Below are 20,562 nucleotides of genomic sequence, written 5' to 3' on the forward strand. Positions count from 1 at the left end.
TCTTATCAATTTTGATATTAATTTATATTTAAAGATTTTAGATTAATTTAAAATTTATAATCCAAAATCTATAATTTCATTTATGCATCTAATTCTCCCGCAATGATGTTCATACTACACATAGTTACAATCGCATCAGAGATTACAGAACCGGTAATCATTTCCGGATATGCCTGATAGTAGATGAAACAAGGTCTTCTGAAATGTAGTCTGTAAGGACTTCTTCCCCCATCGCTAACAAGGTAGAATCCTAATTCTCCGTTTCCACCCTCAACAGCGTGGTAAACTTCTCCTTTAGGAACATCAGTTTCTCCCATTACGATTTTGAAATGGTAAATCAAAGCTTCCATTTTTTGATAAACATCGGCCTTTTCTGGCAAATAAAACTCAGGGACATCTGCGTGGAACGGACCTTCCGGTAAGTTTTCGTAAGCTTGTTTGATAATTTTAATTGATTCCCAAACTTCCTGCTGACGAACCATAAAACGGTCATACGTATCACCTGCAGTTCCAACAGGAATGATGAAATCAAAATCCTGGTAAGAAGAATAAGGTTGCGCCACTCTCACATCATAATCTACACCAGCAGCACGTAGGTTAGGACCTGTAAAACCATAGTTTAAAGCTCTTTCCGCAGAAATGGCACCCGTGCCAATGGTTCTGTCCATAAAAATTCTGTTTCTTTCTAAAAGATTACAGAATTCTTGAAATCTTGGTGGGAAAGTTTTAAGGAAATCTTTGATAAGTTCGTGGAACTTCGGGGTCAAGTCTCTTTCAAAACCACCGATTCTTCCCATATTGGTCGTCATCCTTGCACCACAGATTTGCTCGTACATATCGTAGATGCGCTCTCTCTCGATGAACATATAAGTAAGGCCTGTGATTGCGCCCGAGTCCATTCCTGTTACACCATTACAAATCAAATGGTCACCAATTCTGGCTAATTCCATCAAGATCACACGCATATAATCTACACGCTTTGGGACTTCTACACCAATCAGTTTTTCAACAGTCATGTGCCATCCAAGATTATTGATTGGAGCCGAGCAATAGTTCATACGGTCTGTGAGCGTAGTGATCTGAGCAAAGTTTCTTCTTTCGGAAATCTTTTCAAATGCCCTGTGAATGTAACCAACCGTTTGCTCGGAGTGCAGAATTCTTTCACCGTCCATTGTAAGAACATTCTGAAAAATCCCGTGCGTAGCCGGGTGCGTAGGACCAAGATTCAACGTATATAGCTGTCCGTCGATCTGTTCCTTGCTTTCGTATTGGTTTAGTATATTAGATAATGAGTTATCTTTCATATTTATTATAATTGATAATTGATATTTGATAATCGATAATCATTTATCTATCATCATTCATCATTTATATTGATTTTATCTTCCGAACATTGCATCATTCTTATCCGTCCTTGTTCCGTCTTCCAGTTTATATTCTTTCAGCATCGGATGATAACCAAGGTCTTCCATATTAAGGATTGGTCTCAGGTCAGGATGTCCTTTGAATTTGATGCCGTAGAAATCATAGGTTTCTCTTTCCATCCAGTTAGCTCCTGCGTACAAATCCACAATAGAATCTACCTCGATGTTCTCTCTTGTCATAAACACCTTAAGTCGGATTCTGAAATTTGCCATCATATTATGAAGATGATAAATCACACCGATTTCTTTATCTTGCGTTTCAGGATAATGAATCCCACAAATGTCTGTTAGGAAATTGAATTCTAGTGTAGAATCTTTAAGATAATGAATCACTTTCTTGATGTCATCCTTCTTGATTTCCACCGTAAGCATTCCGTAAGGCTCAGAACTGGAAATCACAGAATCCGGGAATTCTCTTGTTAGCGCTTCTAATACAAATTCGTTCGTCATAATTAATTCAAAATTTAAAATCCCGAAATTAGATTTTAATAACTAATATCATAAGAGTCCAAGAGCGCACGATATTCTGGTGTGTCTCTTCTTCTGATACTTTCACTTTCCGCAAGTGCCTGTACCTGCATCACACCTTCGATGATTTGCTCTGGTCTTGGCGGGCATCCTGGCACGTAAACATCGACAGGTATGATTTTATCAATTCCCTGAAGAACCGAATATGTATCGAAAATCCCACCGCTCGAAGCGCAAGCACCAACAGCGACAACCCATTTTGGCTCAGCCATCTGGGTGTAAACTTCTTTCAAAACCGGACCTAATTTCTTAGATATAGTTCCGCAAACCATCAGCATATCTGCTTGTCTCGGTGAGAAAGAGTTTCTTTCCATTCCGAATCTTGATGCATCGTAAGTCGGGTTTAGTGTCGCCATAAACTCGATACCACAGCAAGATGTAGCAAATGGTAATGGCCATAGCGAATATTTTCTTGCCATCCCGATGACGCTGCTCAGCTTAGTTGCAAAAAATCCTTCTCCTTCATAACCTTCCGGAGCAGGGGCGTCTGTAATTATTACTGGTTTTTTGTCTGACATTTTCTTTAATTATAAATTATGAATGATTAGTGATAAATGATTTTCAGAAAAAATTAATCATTTACCATTAATAATTAATTTTATTTATCCCAATCCAAAGCGCCTCTTTTCCACACATAGAAAAACGCAACAAAGAAAATCGCTACGAAAGTCAGAACTGCTAAGAAGCCCTGCATCCCAAATTCTCTAAAATTAACAGCATAAGGATAAAAAAATACGATTTCGATATCGAACAACACGAACAATACCGCTGTTAAGAAATATTTGATGGAAAATGGTGTTCTGGCATTTCCTTCTACAGGAATACCACATTCCCAGCTTGAGTTTTTTACAGAATTCCCTTTCTTCTGCTTAGGTCCCAAAAAATGAGCGCCTAATAAAGAGATAGCTACAAATCCAAGACCGACTGCGGCCTGAATTAGTATAGGGATATAATTTTCAGGTAAATTCATAAAGTCTAAATTTAACTATGCAAAAGTACTAAATAAAGATTTAATATATTAAATTATTCACCTGCTCAAAAGACAAGAAAAGTCTCTTTTAATAAATTTAGAATAATTATAAATAAGCTTTATTTGTCTTTTTTGCCCATCTTTCTCAGTACTAGGTAGGCAATGTATGCAATATAAAGAAATAAGATGCTGGCAAACAGTATGTTGATTAAGGTGTCTGTTTTTGCGTTTTTCACGGGTTCCAAGAAATTGTAAAGAACAAATGCTAAAATCAGTACACCGTAAATGATAAGTTGTTTTTTCAAATTCTTAATTTTTTAAAAGTTTGAGATGCGAATCAATGTAATAATGTTAAACGGTTGTTTGATTTTATTAAGCTTTGATTTCTAGAGAGTATGTTCTTCTTCTTTTGTGGTTCACTGGATTGTAATCCTGCCAGAGCACCTGTACATTCTTATTTTCTTCCAGTTCTGGATTGGTTTCCAAAAACTTGATTCCTTTATCTTTAAGATTCATCTCGATCGCTTTGAAAATTATGGAAGTAACGCCACGTCTCTGATATTCCGGATGTATTCCTATTAAATAAAAGTTTGCTCTATCGTTTTTCTTCCCCGCCTGTAAAAAATGCCACCAGGCAAAAGGAAAAAGCTTACCCTTGGCTTTTTGAAGCGCTTTTGAATAAGAAGGCATTGTGATTGCAAATGCGACAAGCTGATTATTTTCATCTGCTACACACGTGATGTAATCTTTATCTATAAAACCAAAATATTTTTCCTTATAAGTTTTGATTTGTTCGTCGGAAATAGGCGTGTATGTTGATAGGTGTTTATAGGTCTCATCCAGAAGTTTGAACATGGGTTCAACGTAAGGTAATATTTCCTTTTTATTATTGAATTTTAATGTTTTCAGTTTATATTTTTGAGCAATGAGACTGCTGAATTTTTCTACTTTTTCAGGTAATTTGTCTGGAAATTGAAGTTCAAACTCTACCCATTCTTTTTCTTTCACAAGTCCTAGATTTTCTAGATGTTTTGGATAGTAGGCATCATTATAAAGTCCAATCATCGTTGCGAGTTTGTCAAAACCCATCGTAAGCATTCCGGCTTTATCAAGATTTGTGAAACCCATTGGGCCTTCAATTTTTTCAATGTGATGCGCTCTTGCAAATTTTATTGCTTCTTCAATTAAAGCTTTGGAGACTGCTTCGTCGTCTATAAAATCTAACCAGCCAAAACGAACTTTTTTGATTCCTAATTCATTTTCTTCTTTATGATTAATGATAACAGCAATTCTACCAACGATTTTAGTATTTTTATATGCCAGAAACTGTTTGGCTTCTGAATAGGATAATGCCGGATTCTCTTCTTTTTTCCAAATGTTCTTTTCTTCGTTTATTAACGGTGGAACATAATTCGGATTATTCCGGTACAATTCCATTGGGAACTTGATGAACTTTATTAAGTCTTTTTCGTTAAGAACTTGCTTTATGATTACATTTTCCATATTCTTGCGTATCAAGAGAACAAAGATAGCTTTTAGCTTAAAAAAAGCAATACTTTGGCATACTTTTTACAGCTAAATCAACAAAACACATTAAATAAAAAATATGTATTATCTTATCATCGGAGCCGTTTTTTTAATAAGCATGTTTGTGCAAAGTAGGCTTCGTTCTAAATTCGAATTTTATTCTAAAGTTCATCTGCGAAACGGAATGTCTGGGAAAGAAGTGGCAGAAAAAATGCTGAGAGACAACGGAATCAATGATGTACAAGTCATTTCAGTACCAGGACAATTAACCGATCATTATAATCCTGAAAACAAAACAGTCAATCTTTCTGAAGCGGTTTATATGCAGAGAAATGCAGCTGCGGCAGCTGTTGCAGCGCACGAATGCGGACACGCTGTTCAACATGCTGTTGGTTACTCAATGCTTCAGTTCAGGTCAAAGATGGTTCCGGTGGTGAACATCAGCTCCAGGTTATTGCAATTCGTCCTGATGGGAGGTATTTTAGTAATGGCAATGAGCGGAAATAAAACAATTCTAGCAGTAGGCGTTGTTCTTTTTGCAATCACAACTTTATTTGCGTTCATAACGCTTCCGGTGGAATATGATGCCAGCAATCGTGCCTTAAAATGGCTAAAATCTACAGGTACGGTAACAGCCGAAGAATATGAGGGTGCAGAAGATTCACTCAAATGGGCTGCAAGAACTTATGTCGTAGCAGCGCTGGGATCTTTGGCTCAGCTTATTTATTTCGCATCTTTGCTATCAGGGAACAGAAGGGAATAAAAGTTATGAAAATTTAAATTCCAAAAGCATCTCGGACAATTCGTCTGAGATGCTTTCTTTTTTAGCCATTTTGACATTGGCTCTAATGATGCATATTTCATGTGCGTCAAAATCCAGAATGTTTGCATCGTATCGATTAAGGATTGTGAATATTTGATTTTGCTGCGAAAACCTAAATCGTATTTCAATTTCGGATTCCAGCTCTTTGGTGATTATTTGCGCCTGCTCAAGGGTAAGTTTTGCAGATTCTTTATATGTTTTCACCAATCCGCCAACACCTAATTTCGTTCCACCATAGTAGCGTATGACTACAACCAGCACATTTGTAATCTGATGTGCGAGCAATTGGTTATAAATTGGTAGTCCCGCACTTCCGGATGGTTCGCCATCATCATTAGCCCGATAATTCTCTCCATTGATTCCTATGCGGAATGCATAGCAATGATGGGTGGCTTTTGGATGTTGCTCGTAAAGATGATTTAACTTTTCTTTGGCATCAGCATCGGAATTAACTGGATAAGCAAAGCCTATGAACTTGCTACCTTTTTCTTTTAGCAAGACATTCTCTACATTTTCTTTAATGGTTTGGAATTCAAACATTCTTCAAAAATAGAAATTCCCGATTTAAATTTCAAATCTGAAAATTCTTTTTTTTCATTGATAAGTCAATCCAATTTTAAATGATTTGGAATATTGTCAAAAAAAAAAATGAAAGAAAATAAAATCCCAACAATTAATTTTTGTGTAATTTTGCATTTCAAATTTTTTAATATCAATGCCTAATACAATAATCATTGGCTCCGGAAGTTATGTTCCGGAAAACGTTATAGACGGCTCTCATTTTGCTGATGCTGTGTTCTATGATGATAATAATCAGCTGATTGAAAAGCCTACTGAGGAAATCATTCAGAAATTTGTGGACATCACTGAAATAGAGCATAGAAGGTATGCCAATCCTGAAGATTTTAATTCTGATCTGGCGCACAGAGCGTCATTAGAAGCTATCGAAGATGCAGGCATTGATAAAGAAGAAATTGATTATATTATTTTTGCTACCAATTTTGGTGAAGTGGGTGTAAACGGAATCCCGAATTTCATGCCATCTCTTTCCGCCAGGCTAAAAGGTAAACTCGGCATCAAAAGAAGAGATTGTATCAATTACGATATGATTTTCGGCTGTCCGGGTTGGGTAGAAGGTCTTATTCTAGCTGATACGATGATCAAAGCAGGCAAAGCAAAAACTGTTTTGGTTGTAGGCGGTGAAACACTGAGCAGAGTTACCGATCCTTATGACAGAAATAAAATGATTTTTGCAGATGGAGCTGGAGCTGTTGTTGTTACTGCGACTGAAGATTCAAAAGTGGGAGTTTTGGCAGATAATACACTGTGTGATAATGGTGAAGAATTATGCTATCTGGAAAACGGGCCTTCTCTGAACCTTGAGCACAATCAGTCTCAGTTATTTATCAGGATGAGAGGTCGTAAAATCTATGAATATGCTCTAAAAAATGTTCCAGATGCTATAAAAGCGACTATTGACAAAGCAGGGTTGGATATTTCAGATATCCATAAAATCCTGATTCATCAGGCTAATGCAAAAATGGACTATGCTATGATTGGCAGACTATTTAAGTTGTACGGAAAAAAAGATTACGATCACGCAATTTCTCCGATGACGATTCAACAGTTTGGCAATTCGTCGGTGGCTACAGTTCCCACTTTATTTGATTTAATCAGAAAAGGAAAAATGGAAGGACAATCTTTTGCACCGGGTTCGCATATTTTGTTTACATCTGTTGGTGCTGGAATGAACATCAATTGTGTAGTTTACAAGTTTCCTGAGGGAAAAATATAATCAACATAAAGTAAAAACAAATCACAAACGTTTATAGTACAAAAGGAATAAGTTAATTGTTCCTTTTGTTTTTTTATAATATTATGCAAAAGACTGTTATATTTCTACTTGCCCTATTTTTAATTCTGGAAATCTATGTTTATCAAGCTTTTAAAACTGTTTATAATAGCCAAAATGGAAAGCTGCTATATTGGATTCCTACAATTTTAGTGTATGGATTTTTGTTTTATTCCATTTTCACCTATGACAGAGGTTCTCATAAGTATCTCAGTTTTCAGGTGGTATTTTCAGTTATTCTGATATTTGTCTTGCCGAAATTACTGATTGCCATCTTTCTTTTGATAGAAGATATAATCAGGCTTCTTAACTTTGGTTACAACTATGTAGCGACAGATAATCACGTTTATCCGTCAAGGAGGAAGTTTATAAGTTTGGTTGGCCTAGGTTCGGGAGCGGTTTTAGCTGGTTTTGTTCTTGATGGAATTATTTTCGGGAAATACCGTCACAAAGCACGAATTGTTAGACTTAAATTGAAAAATCTACCATCTACCTTCAAAGGTTATAAAATCGTTCAGATTTCGGATGTTCACAGCGGAAGTTTTCAGAATCCTAAAAACCTGCAACACGCTATTGATTTGATTAATAAGCAGAATGCGGATCTAGTATTGTTTACAGGTGATATGGTGAATAATTATGCCGACGAATTTGTTCCGTTTATCGATCTGTTTTCTCAAATCAAAGGAAAAGATGGAAAGTTCGCTGTTCTTGGCAACCACGATTATGGAGAATATGGCGTCTGGAAAAACATTGATGAAAGAAAGAATAACATTCCGAAACTTATTGAAAATGAAAAAAAAGCAGGATTCGAAATGCTTCGGAATGAACATAGAATCATAGAAAGAAACGGAGAAAAATTATATATTCTAGGAGTAGAAAATTGGGGGATTCCGCCATTTCCACAATTTGGAGATCTGAACAAGGCTTCTGAAGGAGTTCCCGCTGAAGCTTGCAAGATTCTGATGTCGCACGATCCTTCCCATTTTGATGCTGTGGTTAAAAAACACCCAGTAGATGTACAACTAACGCTTTCCGGACACACGCACGGTATGCAATTCGGGATTGATTTGAAAAATTTTAGGTGGTCTCCCGTAAAGTTTAAGTATCCAAAATGGGCAGATTTGTACCAAACCGGTGATAAATATCTATATGTAAATCGTGGTTTTGGTGTGATTGGATACCCTGGTAGAGTGGGCGTATTGCCTGAGATTACAGTTTTTGAATTGAGTTAAAACAAAATTTTTTTGATATAAGACAAAGCCTGTTTATCGTATGAATGATAACAGGCTTTTTAGATAGTTTCACTGCAGTCTCATACGCTTTTGTAGATCTAAACTACTTAATAATGATTATTGATTGTGTAAAAATAGGTCTATTTATATGCGAAATATTTAATTTGAAAAGTCTCGGTATCAAAATAAATAATCCTTCATTCTGGCGACCGCTATCTCATTCTCATCAATGAATTGAAAAAGCTGCTCAAGACGGTCTTCGAATTTTCTCCCGTTATTAATCTTTTTGTAGAAAGGTAATCTAAAAGGTGATTCGGAAGAGCTGAAGAGTTGCCACGCATTGGCATAGATCATCACATAATCATTATTCTTTAGACTTTCTAAAAGCATGTTTTCGTAATACTTCATCGGGGTAACTTGTAAAACATAATCATTAAACGGAAGCTGTGAGTATGGAGACTGGCTTTCCGGGATTACGTTCACATCATTTTCGATATGGAGATACGTTCTTGACGTTAGTTTTCTCCACAGGAAATTAATGCTGGATTCATCAATTTCCGAAACGTATTTGAACTCCATTTTTTGTATTTCCTGATAAGAAAATTGATGCTGTTTTTGTCTAAGTCCACGAATGGGTTTATCAAGAATATCCTCAATATTTTGCTTTGTTATTTCTGTAAAATCTACGGTAGAATTGATATTGTAAAGTGCAATTTCGTGACCGTTAAATGATATTTTCTTCAGCAACTTTTCAAGTCTCTCTGCAATAGAAATTTCAATAAAGAAAGTAGCCTGAAATTCGTGAAGTTCTAACAAGAGTAGTAGTACTTCAGCTTTTTCTTCTATAGCTTTTATCAATGAATTTTGATTGTGCTTTTGGTTTAAAACAACACCGTTTTCATAGATATTTACATTGAAAGTTAATAAAACCACTTGAACTTTATTTTATATAATATTTGTAACTTTTTATAAATCAGTTGTTAAAAAGTAAAGTATCTAAATTGATAATTTAACTATTAAACTTTGCCTAGTTTTCGTTTTAAGTTATTTATCATATCTATTGACATAGATGAGATGTCAAATTTATAATTTAATCCCCAATCTTGTTTTGCTGCAGAATCATCTATACTCGCCGGCCAAGAATCTGCAATGGCCTGACGGAAATCTGGCTCATATTTTATCTCAAAATCCGGCATTGTTTTTTTGATTTCGGCAGCCAGTTCTTGAGGTGTAAAACTCATCCCTCCAAGGTTGTAAGAGTAACGTATTTTTACCTGTTCTTTTGGAGCTGTCATTAGCTTGATTGTTGCATCAATAGCGTCGTCCATATACAACATAGGCATCGCTGTGTTTTCGCTGATGAAGCTTGTGTATTTTCCATTTTCTACAGCTTCATAAAATATCTCAACAGCGTAATCTGTGGTGCCTCCACCTGCTGGTGCTTTCCAAGAAATCAAACCCGGATAACGGATGCTTCTGATATCAACGCCGTATTTTTCAAAGTAATATTCGCACCATTTTTCGCCTGCCATTTTGGAAATTCCATAAACGGTTGTTGGATTCAAAACAACTTCTTGTCCCACATTTTCTTTAGGAATTCCTTTCCCAAAAACAGCAATAGAACTTGGCCAGAAAATCTTCTTCAAGGTTCCCTCTTTTGCCAATTCGCAAAGGTGAATCAATGGATCGAGATTCAGTTTCCAGGCAAAAAGTGGTTGCTTTTCTGAAGTTCCGGATAAAAGTGATGCTAGATGATAAACTGTTGTGATGTTATGTTCTTTGATAACTTCTGTAACAGCTTGAAAATTAGTAACATCAAGTCTTTCGTAATAACCAGCTTCGGTGATGCCTTCTTTCCATTTGTCCAGGCCGGAAGCAATAACGTTTTCTTTACCGTAAATTTCTGATAATTTGGCAGTTAGCTCCGTTCCTATTTGCCCAAGAGCACCTGTGATTAGGATCTTTTCTTTTTGAATTTCCATTTTTACTTTTTTGATTGGCAAATCTAATTAATTTAAGGATTGAGAATCAAAAAGAATTCCAATATTTTTTTAATAATTTCGTAAAATGAATAAACAATCACCAATTATACAAATTAATGAATTTTTGCAACTGTCCAAAAATCCCAATCTTAGACTTTTTGATGTCAGAACCGGTGCAGATTCGAAAGCTGAATTCGATAAAAAACATCTCCAAAATGCTGTTTATGTTGATTTGAATTCCGATTTAGCCAAAATTGATAATCCAAAAAATGGAGGTCGTCATCCGCTTCCAACGTTTGAAGATTTTATCAAGACTTTAGGAAAATTAGGAATTGATAAAGATTCTCATGTTGTGATTTATGACGACAAAAACGGTGCGAATGCAGCGGCGAGATTCTGGTGGATGTTGCGTGCGGTTGGTCATAAAAATGTGCAGGTTCTGAATGGCGGATTGCAAGTAGCACAAAATCAGAATTACCCATTAAGTTCTGTTGAGGAGTATTATCCTGAAACCAAATATATTTCCGATTACCAAGATTGGCAATTACCACAGGTTTGGATTGATGATGTGAAAAAAGCAAGTCAAGATTCCGATTCTATGATTGTAGATGTTAGAGAATCGCAACGTTTTGATGGGATTATGGAGCCAATTGATTTGGTGGCAGGACATATCCCGAATGCTCATAATTTTCCGTTCATCGATAATCTGGATGAGAAAGGTTTGTTCAAGTCTCCGGAGGTTCTCAGGAATCTGTATTCTGAATTATTTGATAACTATGAAAAAAGTAAAATCATTTTCCATTGCGGAAGTGGTGTAACGGCTTGTCATTCTCTTTTGGCTTTGGATTATGCAGGTTTTGATATTCCGAATCTTTATGTTGGGAGCTGGAGCGAGTGGAGCAGGAATGAGTTGTAGAATTTTTTTGAGTTTTAGAGTGGGAAAGTTTTAAAATGAAAGAGTCTTCGAGTCTTAGAAATAAAAACTCTATAGCTCTGTAACTCTAAAATTCTCAAACCCAAAAAACTCTCTAACTCAAAAACTGGCGCGTATTTGCATACTTCCAATATGGATGGTTCTGTCGCCAGAGTTTCTGCCTTCGTAATTTACATTAAGCTGAATAAAGGAGTTTATCGCCTGTTGGATGTATAATGTCCAGACTTGATTTTTCCCAGCTTTCAAGCCTTCTAACATTTGATTTCCTACGATGCTGAAACTGTTGCCAGAGAAATCATTATTGATGAAAGAGAAATTCGCTCTTACAGACGTTTTTGCTTTTTCCCATTGCAAAGTTCCCGAGATTTCGTAGGTTTTCAAAAGTTCCTCGCCATCGGTTCTTTTTTTCTGACGGAGCGCGCCGGATAATTCGGTTTGCAAAGTTTCGGTCAATTTGTAAGTTCCTTTTGGCTTGGTTTCCCAGTTTTGAAGAAGATAATTTCGGGAAGCATAAACCTGAGAACTGTTAGTTACATTTTGCAACGTATTTTCCCAATCTGCGCGGAAAGTCTTGGAGAAAGAATAACCCACATTCAGGAAATGAGATTTCTGTCCGTGCGCTTCGTTACTGTAATTGGCATTCACCAAATTATCATTGTCAGTATATCGATAACTTCCGTTCCAGCCAGATTTGTCATTAGAATTGAATAAAGCGGAAGCTAATATATTCTGCGTTCTCAGCAATTGATCTGCTTGTTTTTCGAAAGGATTACAAACCAAAACTTTGCTTCCCTTCATATAAGAATTCTGGGAAAGTAAAGACAAATTAAAATTCCATCGCTTCAAAAAAGCATTTTCAGAACTGATGATTACCGATGGGTTTACGAATAAAGCGACTTGTAATTTGTTTTTGTTTGATGCAAGATAATTCACGCTATTGGTATAAACTCTGATGTACTGAGCCAAATCCGCATATTCCGCTACTTCAAACTCGTCTAATTGCTGAACGCCATCATTGTTATAATCCGTCCATTTATAAACACCTTGTCCGTCGGTTACTTTGATGTATTGGAATTCTCTTTGCGCTTCCTGACCATTTCCTAATTCGTAGAAAAGCTGCAGCCGCATTCCGTTTTTGAATAATTGTTGATTGTACAAGATGTTTCCTACTACAAAATCCTGATTCTGATTACTCGCTAAAGTCCGATTTTCATAATAGAATTTTCTGTAATGAACCAAAGTTGATAATTGTGTTTTTTCGGTTTTGATGATTTGACTTTCCGCCATCAACCCCAAAATATTGTTCATCTTCTGAAGACGATTATCCTGCACCGAATCATTACTTCTTAGATAAATTTTGGTCAATAATTTGGTTCTTGCAGAATCCGCGATTTTTTTCTGAATGAAAACTTCTTTCCAACTGAAACTCGTCACATCCAACAATTGTGTTGCGTTGTATTTTTTCTCATTGTGCTCCATAGAGCCGCCCAACATCCAGCTTCCTTTTTTGCCTGCCAATTCTGTAGAAACAGCACCACGGATGAAAGTTGTGTTAAGATCAGTCGATTTGGTGTCGAGATAAGAAACTGCGGCGAGATTGTTGAATTTTCCGATTTTCCAAACAGCGTCGATGTCGTTTTTGATGCCTTTGTAAGTGTCGGTTTCTTCAAGATAATTCAGTTTATAATTAATCTTTGAAGTTTTGTTAAAGTCATTTAGAAATGAGAAAATAAATCTATTTTGAGTAATCTGGCTGAACTCATTGGTTAAATTGAAATCTCTCCAGAAATCAACATTGTTGATTCTGTCCAAAACGTGAAAGTTTTTTTGGATGACCTGATATTCCACCATTGGCGTTCCTGTCCAAGTATTTTTTCGGAACGTTTTGTTGGCATAGATTCTCGCTGCATAACCAATGTTTTTATCATTGTCTTTGGACGAAAACATATTGATGTCATAATTGCTCAATGAGACATCTGTTCCGATGACGCCTTCTTTCAAAGCATACTCGAAGTTAGCAGAATAAACTTGTGATTTCTCCGGTGCCGGCAATTTTCTGACCGCCATATAATCTCCCAAACCATTTCCTACATATTGGAAAACGCGACCATTGTTGGTAGATTGTTGTAACTGATAATCCCCTTTTCCGCTACCGAAATAAGTGAATGAAACCTGATACAAAACCTGAGTTTGGTCGGTAGAAAATTCGTAATGAAAAGAATCTGTGTCGAATATCTTTTTGTACAGAATTTTATTGACGTCGTATTCCGTTTCCACACCCGATGGCGAAAACATGGCATCCTGATTGTTTCCTGCATTCACCAAAGTTTGTTGGTCTTCTTCGCTAAGGTTAAGAGAAAGTGGTGCATTTTTATTGTCATTCTCCATAAACCAACTGAATCCCGCTTTGAACTTCTCACGTTGATGTTTGATGTTTCCTGTGATTAAGAATCTGGTGTAATTTCGGTTGGTGTAATTATAGGATACGTTGATGAAATTCTGAGAATAAATGGGTCTGAAACTGGTGAAAGTGATTTCTCCTGTATTATAATTAATGATGTAATCCTGATTCTCACCACGCTTCATCAAAATTCCATCAATATAAACCTGTTCTGAACCTGAAATAATTGTGATGAATAATTCGCCGTTTTTTCCAGTCAATCTATAAGGTCCCTGATTACCTTCAACACCTTGAAAACGCATCCTGAAAAACTCACTTCGGGCAACACCGCCGGAAACATCTACGGAGGTTTTGTTACCATTCTTTTCCCAATTGGTAAGGAATTGCAATCCCATACTTCGCCTTTGGTAACGCCCGAAATAAGTCGTTTCATCATTCAAATCGAGATGTCCGGCGCGTATGATGCTGTGATTTTTAATATTCAGCTGAAGATAAATCTTATCAAATTCCTGCAAAGTCTGTGTGTATCCATCTGCCTGCACCGGAAGATTATGGTCCGAAATAGAAGCCAAAATCGAAACATCGGGACTTAACTTACCCGAAATCTGCATATCCATAGAACTCTGCACAGATGAGCCTTGGTTATTCCCAAAAGTAATTCCTCTGATAATAGAGCCTTTGGAATTGAGTTCTCCAAGAATCCTTTTTTTGTCATTTTTTACCAGTACTTCTTCATCATAAATCACACGATTCTGTTTTTTGATGAAGTCAAGTGTGTCTTTGGTGAAAAAATCTTGATTGATTTTAGAAATTAGGACGCTGTCTTTTTTAAGGGAATCTTGCGGGATATTTGGGTTTTTCCAACTGAAAATCTGTGCATTAACCGAAATTAGCGCAGAAAAAGTACAGATTATTAGAAAAATTTTATTTATCTTCGACACCCTTTAGTTATGATAGGCAAATGTACTAATAATAGGCTTTACAGCGAATTAACAATTATTTAAAACGGGAAAGGGGTTGTTAAAATTGTATTTAAAGATAATATTTTATATTTGCCACAGACAAAACGAAACAGTAAAACAAAACAATTTTAAACTTTTATATTATGAAAAAATTTTATTCTTTATTAGCTGTAGTAGCTATGACTGCGACAGTGAATGCTCAGGGATCAGAAAACTTTAATTCACAAACAGTTTTGACATCCACTTATGCAGATGGAAGTTTTGCTGGACAAACTTCTGGAGTAAATGTTGCTTATGTACATTCAAGAGATGAAGGCTCTGGAACTGCAGATGATTACTCAATCAATGGTAAAGGTTTGATGTTAAGAAGATCAAACGAGCCAAGCTCTGTAGAATTTACTATTCCTAATGGTGTTGGAACTTTTAGCTTCAAGTATAGAAAAGCTTTTACAGGTGGAAGTGCAAGAATTTTATCAATCCAAGTAGATGGGGTAGAAGTTGCTACAACAACAGCAATTGGTGCTACTTCAGGAGCGGATACTACAGTTTACGATTTTTCTAAAGCTATAAACAAAGCCGGATCTGTTAAAATAAAAATTACTTACCCTGCAGGTACTACAGCTGGTAATAAGCAAGTAACAATTGACGATGTTTCTTGGACTGCTTATGTAACAATGGCAGTTGTAGATGCTACAAAAGCAAAAGCAAACTTGGTGAAAAATACAATCGTTTCTAACGAGCTTATTTTCGGAGCTGCTGCAAAGGTATCAGTTTATAACACTGCCGGTCAAGTTGTAAAAACTGCTGAGGTTGCAGAAAACTCTAGATTAGATGTTTCTGCTTTGCCAAAAGGAACTTACGTAGTAACTGGTCTTGTAAACGGACAAGCTGTATCACAGAAAGTAATCAAGAAATAATTTTTGATTAATTGGAAAATAATTACGCTGCCCGATTGGGCAGCGTTTTTTCTTATATATTTAGAACATTAAGTTAATATGATTTAAAACAGTCTTAACATTTGGTTTTATTTATATGTATACCTTTGCGAAAGAAAAATGTAATTTATACAGTCTTTAGAAAATGTTAATTTTTTTATAGGTTAAATTCACAAACCTTGACAAGATCACTATATTGAAATGAAGATATGTTAAAAAATAATTTAAATTTTGCAGAATACATTTTTTTGTTAACTTAGCAACCCTTTACAATTAATTATAAAACAACAATTTTTTAAACTTTAATATTATGAAAAAAATCTTTACAATTTTAAGTATTGCAGCTGTATCTTTTGCGGCTCAAGCTCAAACCACATTTAGCTTTGTTTGGAACAATCAAGGATTCTCAAATGCACAAGAAGTTACAACAGGTAATATAGTTGCTGGTAAACTTACTTATAACGTACAACAGAATGGATCGGCTACAAGTCCTAAATTTTACACTGCTGGTGGAGGAACTTTAAGAATGTACTCTAACATTACTGACGGAAACGGTAATTCAATTGCAATTAATGCCGCTACAGGTACTAAAATTAATTCAGTGAAGGTTAAAACTTCTGGACTTGTTGGTGCAGATAACTATGGTCCTTCAAGTGCTGTTATCACTGTTGACGGAACCGTAGTTCCAACTGTTTATGACCCAGCTGATGCAACTAATGCTACTTATTTGGTAAATGCAGCTACACCAGCTTCAAACATTACGATTAAGAACGGACATATGGGACCTACAACTGCGCAAATCAGAATCGTTTCGATGGATGTAACTTATACAGACGGTCTTGCAGTTGCAGATTTTGCAAAAACAAACTCTATATTGGTTAAAAATACTGTTGTTGGAGAATCTATCGCTTTCGCTAAAACTGCTGATATCCAAATCGTAAACGCTGCTGGTCAAGTTGTAAAAGCTGCTAAAGTAACAGAAGGTTCTACTTTGAATGTTTCTTCTCTTGCTAAAGGGATGTACATCGTAACTGGTACTGCAAACGGAGAAAAAGTATCTCAAAAAGTTATTAAAAACTAATTATAGTTTTTCTTAAAAATTCAAGGCTTCCATTTGGAAGCCTTTTTTTATCTAACGTCGATCGATATTACATTTTTAATATAATTGATAATTGATTTGGGTTTCGTTAATTTAAATTATTTAATGTCATAAAAATTAACAACTTTTGCAGTTAAAAACTTATTTTGGTAGATATTTCTTCATCAGATTGACACTAAAACATCTTATATTATAATAAAAATTATATTTTTACAAATTATAAAACTATAAATGAATAATAAGACCAAGTTCTCAAATTTATTAAGAAGATTTAAACTGATTTTTGTTGCTGATAAACTAAATTATTATGTTAATCAATTTAAAAATAATTCAAAAAATAAAAAGTTTATCCAAGAGAATCCCGATGTATTATTACCACCCGATTATTTAATTTACGAATCTTTTCATCTTGATTATTATCATTATTACAATGGTGGGGAGAAAACGGCAGTATGGCTGAGTAATAAGTTCAGCAATTTTAGTAACATTGAAAATATTAAAATATTAGATTGGGGTTGTGGGCCAGCAAGAGTTGTAAGACATTTTCCCAATATTTTACCATCTGCTGAAATCTACGCGACTGATTACAACCCTCAGAGTATAGAATGGAACAGAGCTAATATAAAAAATGTAAATTTTAATCTCAACTTTCTGGCAGCAGATCTTCCTTACGAAAATAATTTTTTTGATGTAATCTACGGAATTTCAATTTTCACGCATCTGTCGGAACAGAAACATTATGAATGGGCAAAAGAGCTTACAAGAATATTAAAACCTGGAGGTATTTTATTTCTTACATTTCAGGGAGAAGCTTTTAAACAGAGACTTTCTGAGTCAGAAATTAAAGTTTTTGATAAGGGCAAAATAGTGGTTAGGGATAAAGTGAAAGAAGGACATCGGACATTTTCTGCATTTCATCCTGATGCTTTTGTGGTGAGATTATTTAAAGATCTGGATGTTGTTGAGCATAATAAGTCCTTTCTGAATAATACTGCCTTAGAACAAGATAGTTGGATATTCAGAAAATTAGAATAAAAGCTATCACCACCACGGTATTTTTTTAAAACACCCCTCTTCTAAGGTTGTTAATCAGTGCTCCCAAATTAAGAATCAGTGTGTATCGGATTCTGCGTCCGTAATCCTTGAAGCCGGGCTCAAATCCTAAACTTGAAGCTACAGGAAAATAGATCTCCAGAAAATCCGGAACTACTTTTACCTTCAGACCAGAATCCCAGATAAACTCCGCCTGTCTCGTCCTATTTTTGTAAATGCCGGCATCTGCATACAGATTGAACCATTTCCAAAGATGTGAATCTACATTAATGCTGGTAATAAATTGATTGACCGACGTGTTAAAAAATGATTTAAAGCCGCCTTCAGCTAATATAAACTGCTGAGAAAGAATCCCAGAAGTTGCACTTTGCCCCAATAAGCCATAAGAAAAACTGTAGTTAGATACTCTGGAAATTCCGTAGTTGAATAAAGCATTTTTCGTTTCATTTCTCAGAAAATAACCTGCAAATAGGCGGAAACTGATCTTTTTATCCTTCGCAAACTCCCAGCGATAGAACGCTTCGGCAGAAATTTTCTGAAAATCTTCCATCCACTGGAGATTGGTTCCGATGTATTTTTCATGGATCAGACTGTTGTCAGAGTAAGAATAGCCAATGTTCCAAAGATTGTATTTAGAATATTGATTATTACGAATCATAAGTGGTGTCAATTCTCTTTCATAGTAATTATATGAAAAATATAAACTCCTGCCAATGGCACTTCTCGGATTCTTTTGAAAATCGAAAGAGGTTCCTGCGCCAAATCTTTTATAAGCCAGGTCATTGTCATAATGAAAATATGAGCCAGATACACCAAAGTTCCATCGTCTGAAGAAACTGTTAGGAGGCAGAATGGAGTAGTTTATAGCTCCGAATCCTGTAAGCTTGCCCGTTCCCGTGCTGTAATAGGGTGTCACCGAATAATCAAATTTCTGATCAAATATTCCCTGATTCTTAAAATTAAGTCCAAGCAGTACTTTATCATACGCATTGAACGTAAGACGAGGCGTCAGGAAAATCTCGTTGTATTCCGGATTCTGAATATCTTTTATAAGCTTAAGTCGGATTTTTTTTGCATTAGAAAATAATCCTTTGGTGTAGATATAATTATCTCTGTAATTGGTTTCCGGGAAGATATAGTCATCGTTCAAAACGATTTTGTAAATACTCTTATTCGGAATTGAGACGGAATCTCTGCTTAGCTCACTTGCACTTTTCCAGAAGGTATTTTTGTAGCCTTCTCTTGTTTCGGATTGTAGTTTCAGGGGAATCAGATCGGCATTTCTGGATCGCAGCTGAACATTATAACTTTCATTTTTTTTCTTGATACTTTTCAGGTTAAAATTAATTCTGTGTTTCTCATTCATCATTCGTTCTAAAAAATCCGAGTTGCCATCAGTTGCTTTTTCCAATGCTTTTAGAAATTCCGAACCATCTGCCTTTTTCTGGTAATTGGAAGATAGATAATTTTTTAGAAACAAGTCGAATTGTTCCGTGCCTTGATATTCGGAAATGTAATTAAGTAAACTTCCAGTTTCAAACTGGCTTATGGCTGTTGTATTGAAATTACTGAGCTGATGATAAGGCGTTGTAATTTTCTGATCCAGATTCTGCGTATAAATGTAATGATAGGCTAGTCCATAACGTTCAGATAGCTTCAGTTTTGATGCGTGAAAAGCTTTTAGTGGTTTTATGCCAAGTATTTTAACGTTTTCGGGCAGATTTCCCAATAAGAGATGGTTCGGATAAAACTTTTTAAGATACTGGATTTCCAGATAAGATTTTATGCCGTTTTTTAGCCAGTGATCATTAGTTTTATTGGTGATAATGCCTTCTTCAGTGATTTTTTTTGATAGCACGCTGAAGTAATCAAGGTCAGCCTTTTCATAATCTGTAAAAAGTTGGTATTTGAATTTCCAGAATTTAATATCATCAATCCCAAAAAACTCTTCTTTGTTAAGAAATTTTTGAGTGATGAAAATATTTTCCGGCAGGTTTCCGGTTTTATTTTTGAGAAAACTAAGATGATTGACCAATACCGGTTCCAGTATTTTCTGTTGATAGTCAGAAATCTCGTAACCTAGCTGGATATTAATTTTTTCTCCATCAATTGTAGGCTGAAAACTAGGATAATTTTTTTTTGAAAGCTGAAATTCTGGGTCGTTAATTGAAATGCCTGAAAATTCTGATTCCGAGTGTCTTGCTAGGTTAGAATAGCATTTCCAACTCTCCGGAAGCGTAAAACCAACAGTCCAGAAAGATCCTGCATTGCCTGTTTCTTCCATATCCTTGTAGAAACTGTTGCTTTGATTTTCGTCTTCAAAGGTTTCCGGTACCAGAAAGAAATATTTTAGCAAAATATCATTAGCGTCTATTCCATAGCCGGTAAATCTGGCGTCGGGCAAACGGATCTGATAATTGAGGGAAATTTTTATGCGTTCTCCCGGATTCAGTGATTCGGATAAAGGGATATAAACGTTTTCCTGAGTTTTATTAAGAATTTCCGCAGAAATATTTCCGTAAGAATATTGGAGACTTTCCAGTTTTCCGAGTTGTTCATCTTTTGCGAAAAAAAGATCTTTTTTTCGATCTTCTAATTTTCTTTTTAGTAGATGTGTTTTTCTGTTCTGATATGCTGAAACCCAATTAAGAAGTTTGATTTGATTGATGGATTTCTGATGCGGATTATGATAAAACAAAGTCTGTTCTACAGAAATCGTTTTCTGATCGTCATTCAGCCTGGCTCGGATTGAGATAGTATCTCGCTGCGCTTTTGCCGAGAAATAACAAATTAAGGATAGACACAAAAAAAATCGCTTCATCAAAAAATATCAGTAATTA

General features: G+C 35.6%; 18 protein-coding genes. 7 read left to right on the forward strand and 11 right to left on the reverse strand.

Features of this window, described 5'->3' with window-relative positions; translation table 11 throughout:
* Nucleotides 1–80: 80 nt before the first annotated feature.
* The 6 genes from nuoD to EGH73_RS04795 all read right to left on the reverse strand — a co-directional run bounded on the left by nuoD (nucleotide 81) and on the right by EGH73_RS04795 (nucleotide 4,425).
* Nucleotides 81–1,304, reverse strand: coding sequence for an NADH dehydrogenase (quinone) subunit D (gene nuoD, locus EGH73_RS04770; protein WP_089767654.1), 1,224 nt, complete (start codon nucleotides 1,302–1,304; stop codon nucleotides 81–83).
* A gap of 75 nt (nucleotides 1,305–1,379) precedes the next feature.
* Complete coding sequence (locus tag EGH73_RS04775; protein WP_089767656.1) at nucleotides 1,380–1,874, reverse strand: NADH-quinone oxidoreductase subunit C; 495 nt, start codon at nucleotides 1,872–1,874, stop codon at nucleotides 1,380–1,382.
* Between the two features lie 35 nt (nucleotides 1,875–1,909).
* Complete coding sequence (locus EGH73_RS04780) at nucleotides 1,910–2,470, reverse strand: NADH-quinone oxidoreductase subunit B (protein WP_089767657.1); 561 nt, start codon at nucleotides 2,468–2,470, stop codon at nucleotides 1,910–1,912.
* 80 nt (nucleotides 2,471–2,550) lie between these two features.
* A complete protein-coding gene (locus EGH73_RS04785) occupies nucleotides 2,551–2,922 on the reverse strand; it encodes an NADH-quinone oxidoreductase subunit A (protein WP_072996407.1) in 372 nt (123 codons plus the stop codon).
* 119 nt (nucleotides 2,923–3,041) lie between these two features.
* The gene (locus EGH73_RS04790; RefSeq protein ID WP_089767659.1) at nucleotides 3,042–3,227 is read right to left on the reverse strand and encodes a hypothetical protein; all 186 of its coding nucleotides are present in this window, start codon (nucleotides 3,225–3,227) and stop codon (nucleotides 3,042–3,044) included.
* Between the two features lie 67 nt (nucleotides 3,228–3,294).
* A complete protein-coding gene (locus tag EGH73_RS04795) occupies nucleotides 3,295–4,425 on the reverse strand; it encodes a GNAT family N-acetyltransferase (protein ID WP_123280905.1) in 1,131 nt (376 codons plus the stop codon).
* Between the two features lie 103 nt (nucleotides 4,426–4,528).
* On the opposite strand from EGH73_RS04795, the gene EGH73_RS04800 reads away from it, so the two are divergent.
* Nucleotides 4,529–5,212, forward strand: a complete 684-nt coding sequence (locus EGH73_RS04800) for a zinc metallopeptidase (RefSeq protein WP_089767662.1) — start codon at nucleotides 4,529–4,531, stop codon at nucleotides 5,210–5,212.
* Between the two features lie 3 nt (nucleotides 5,213–5,215).
* Here EGH73_RS04800 and EGH73_RS04805 read toward each other — a convergent pair whose 3' ends face one another.
* Nucleotides 5,216–5,812 carry an IMPACT family protein gene (locus EGH73_RS04805; RefSeq protein ID WP_123280906.1) on the reverse strand — a complete coding sequence of 199 codons (597 nt, stop codon included), beginning with the start codon at nucleotides 5,810–5,812 and terminating at the stop codon, nucleotides 5,216–5,218.
* 175 nt (nucleotides 5,813–5,987) lie between these two features.
* On the opposite strand from EGH73_RS04805, the gene EGH73_RS04810 reads away from it, so the two are divergent.
* Both EGH73_RS04810 and EGH73_RS04815 read left to right on the forward strand, forming a co-directional pair.
* Nucleotides 5,988–7,067, forward strand: coding sequence for a 3-oxoacyl-ACP synthase III family protein (locus EGH73_RS04810; protein ID WP_123280907.1), 1,080 nt, complete (start codon nucleotides 5,988–5,990; stop codon nucleotides 7,065–7,067).
* A gap of 83 nt (nucleotides 7,068–7,150) precedes the next feature.
* Nucleotides 7,151–8,356 (forward strand): metallophosphoesterase, encoded by a 1,206-nt coding sequence (locus tag EGH73_RS04815; protein ID WP_123280908.1) that lies wholly within the window; start codon nucleotides 7,151–7,153, stop codon nucleotides 8,354–8,356.
* Nucleotides 8,357–8,536: 180 nt separating this feature from the next.
* On the opposite strand, the gene EGH73_RS04820 is transcribed toward EGH73_RS04815, so the two are convergent.
* Both EGH73_RS04820 and EGH73_RS04825 read right to left on the reverse strand, forming a co-directional pair.
* The gene (locus EGH73_RS04820; protein WP_123280909.1) at nucleotides 8,537–9,289 is read right to left on the reverse strand and encodes a polysaccharide deacetylase family protein; all 753 of its coding nucleotides are present in this window, start codon (nucleotides 9,287–9,289) and stop codon (nucleotides 8,537–8,539) included.
* An 83-nt stretch (nucleotides 9,290–9,372) separates the two neighbouring features.
* The gene (locus EGH73_RS04825; protein ID WP_123280910.1) at nucleotides 9,373–10,338 is read right to left on the reverse strand and encodes an NAD-dependent epimerase/dehydratase family protein; all 966 of its coding nucleotides are present in this window, start codon (nucleotides 10,336–10,338) and stop codon (nucleotides 9,373–9,375) included.
* An 85-nt stretch (nucleotides 10,339–10,423) separates the two neighbouring features.
* Between EGH73_RS04825 and EGH73_RS04830 the strand changes: the two genes are divergently transcribed.
* On the forward strand, nucleotides 10,424–11,254 hold the full coding sequence (locus EGH73_RS04830; protein ID WP_123280911.1) for a sulfurtransferase: 831 nt from the start codon (nucleotides 10,424–10,426) through the stop codon (nucleotides 11,252–11,254).
* 117 nt (nucleotides 11,255–11,371) lie between these two features.
* On the opposite strand, the gene EGH73_RS04835 is transcribed toward EGH73_RS04830, so the two are convergent.
* Nucleotides 11,372–14,614 carry a hypothetical protein gene (locus EGH73_RS04835; protein ID WP_394338732.1) on the reverse strand — a complete coding sequence of 1,081 codons (3,243 nt, stop codon included), beginning with the start codon at nucleotides 14,612–14,614 and terminating at the stop codon, nucleotides 11,372–11,374.
* Between the two features lie 164 nt (nucleotides 14,615–14,778).
* Between EGH73_RS04835 and EGH73_RS04840 the strand changes: the two genes are divergently transcribed.
* The 3 genes from EGH73_RS04840 to EGH73_RS04850 all read left to right on the forward strand — a co-directional run bounded on the left by EGH73_RS04840 (nucleotide 14,779) and on the right by EGH73_RS04850 (nucleotide 17,704).
* On the forward strand, nucleotides 14,779–15,552 hold the full coding sequence (locus EGH73_RS04840) for a T9SS type A sorting domain-containing protein (RefSeq protein WP_123280912.1): 774 nt from the start codon (nucleotides 14,779–14,781) through the stop codon (nucleotides 15,550–15,552).
* Between the two features lie 328 nt (nucleotides 15,553–15,880).
* Nucleotides 15,881–16,651, forward strand: coding sequence for a T9SS type A sorting domain-containing protein (locus tag EGH73_RS04845; RefSeq protein ID WP_123280913.1), 771 nt, complete (start codon nucleotides 15,881–15,883; stop codon nucleotides 16,649–16,651).
* A 249-nt stretch (nucleotides 16,652–16,900) separates the two neighbouring features.
* Nucleotides 16,901–17,704 carry a class I SAM-dependent methyltransferase gene (locus EGH73_RS04850; protein ID WP_123280914.1) on the forward strand — a complete coding sequence of 268 codons (804 nt, stop codon included), beginning with the start codon at nucleotides 16,901–16,903 and terminating at the stop codon, nucleotides 17,702–17,704.
* Between the two features lie 25 nt (nucleotides 17,705–17,729).
* Here EGH73_RS04850 and EGH73_RS04855 read toward each other — a convergent pair whose 3' ends face one another.
* Nucleotides 17,730–20,543 (reverse strand): aminopeptidase, encoded by a 2,814-nt coding sequence (locus EGH73_RS04855; protein WP_123280915.1) that lies wholly within the window; start codon nucleotides 20,541–20,543, stop codon nucleotides 17,730–17,732.
* Between the last annotated feature and the right edge of the window lie 19 nt (nucleotides 20,544–20,562).

The organism is Epilithonimonas hominis, from assembly GCF_003730015.1.
GTDB classification, from domain to species: Bacteria; Bacteroidota; Bacteroidia; order Flavobacteriales; family Weeksellaceae; genus Epilithonimonas; species Epilithonimonas hominis.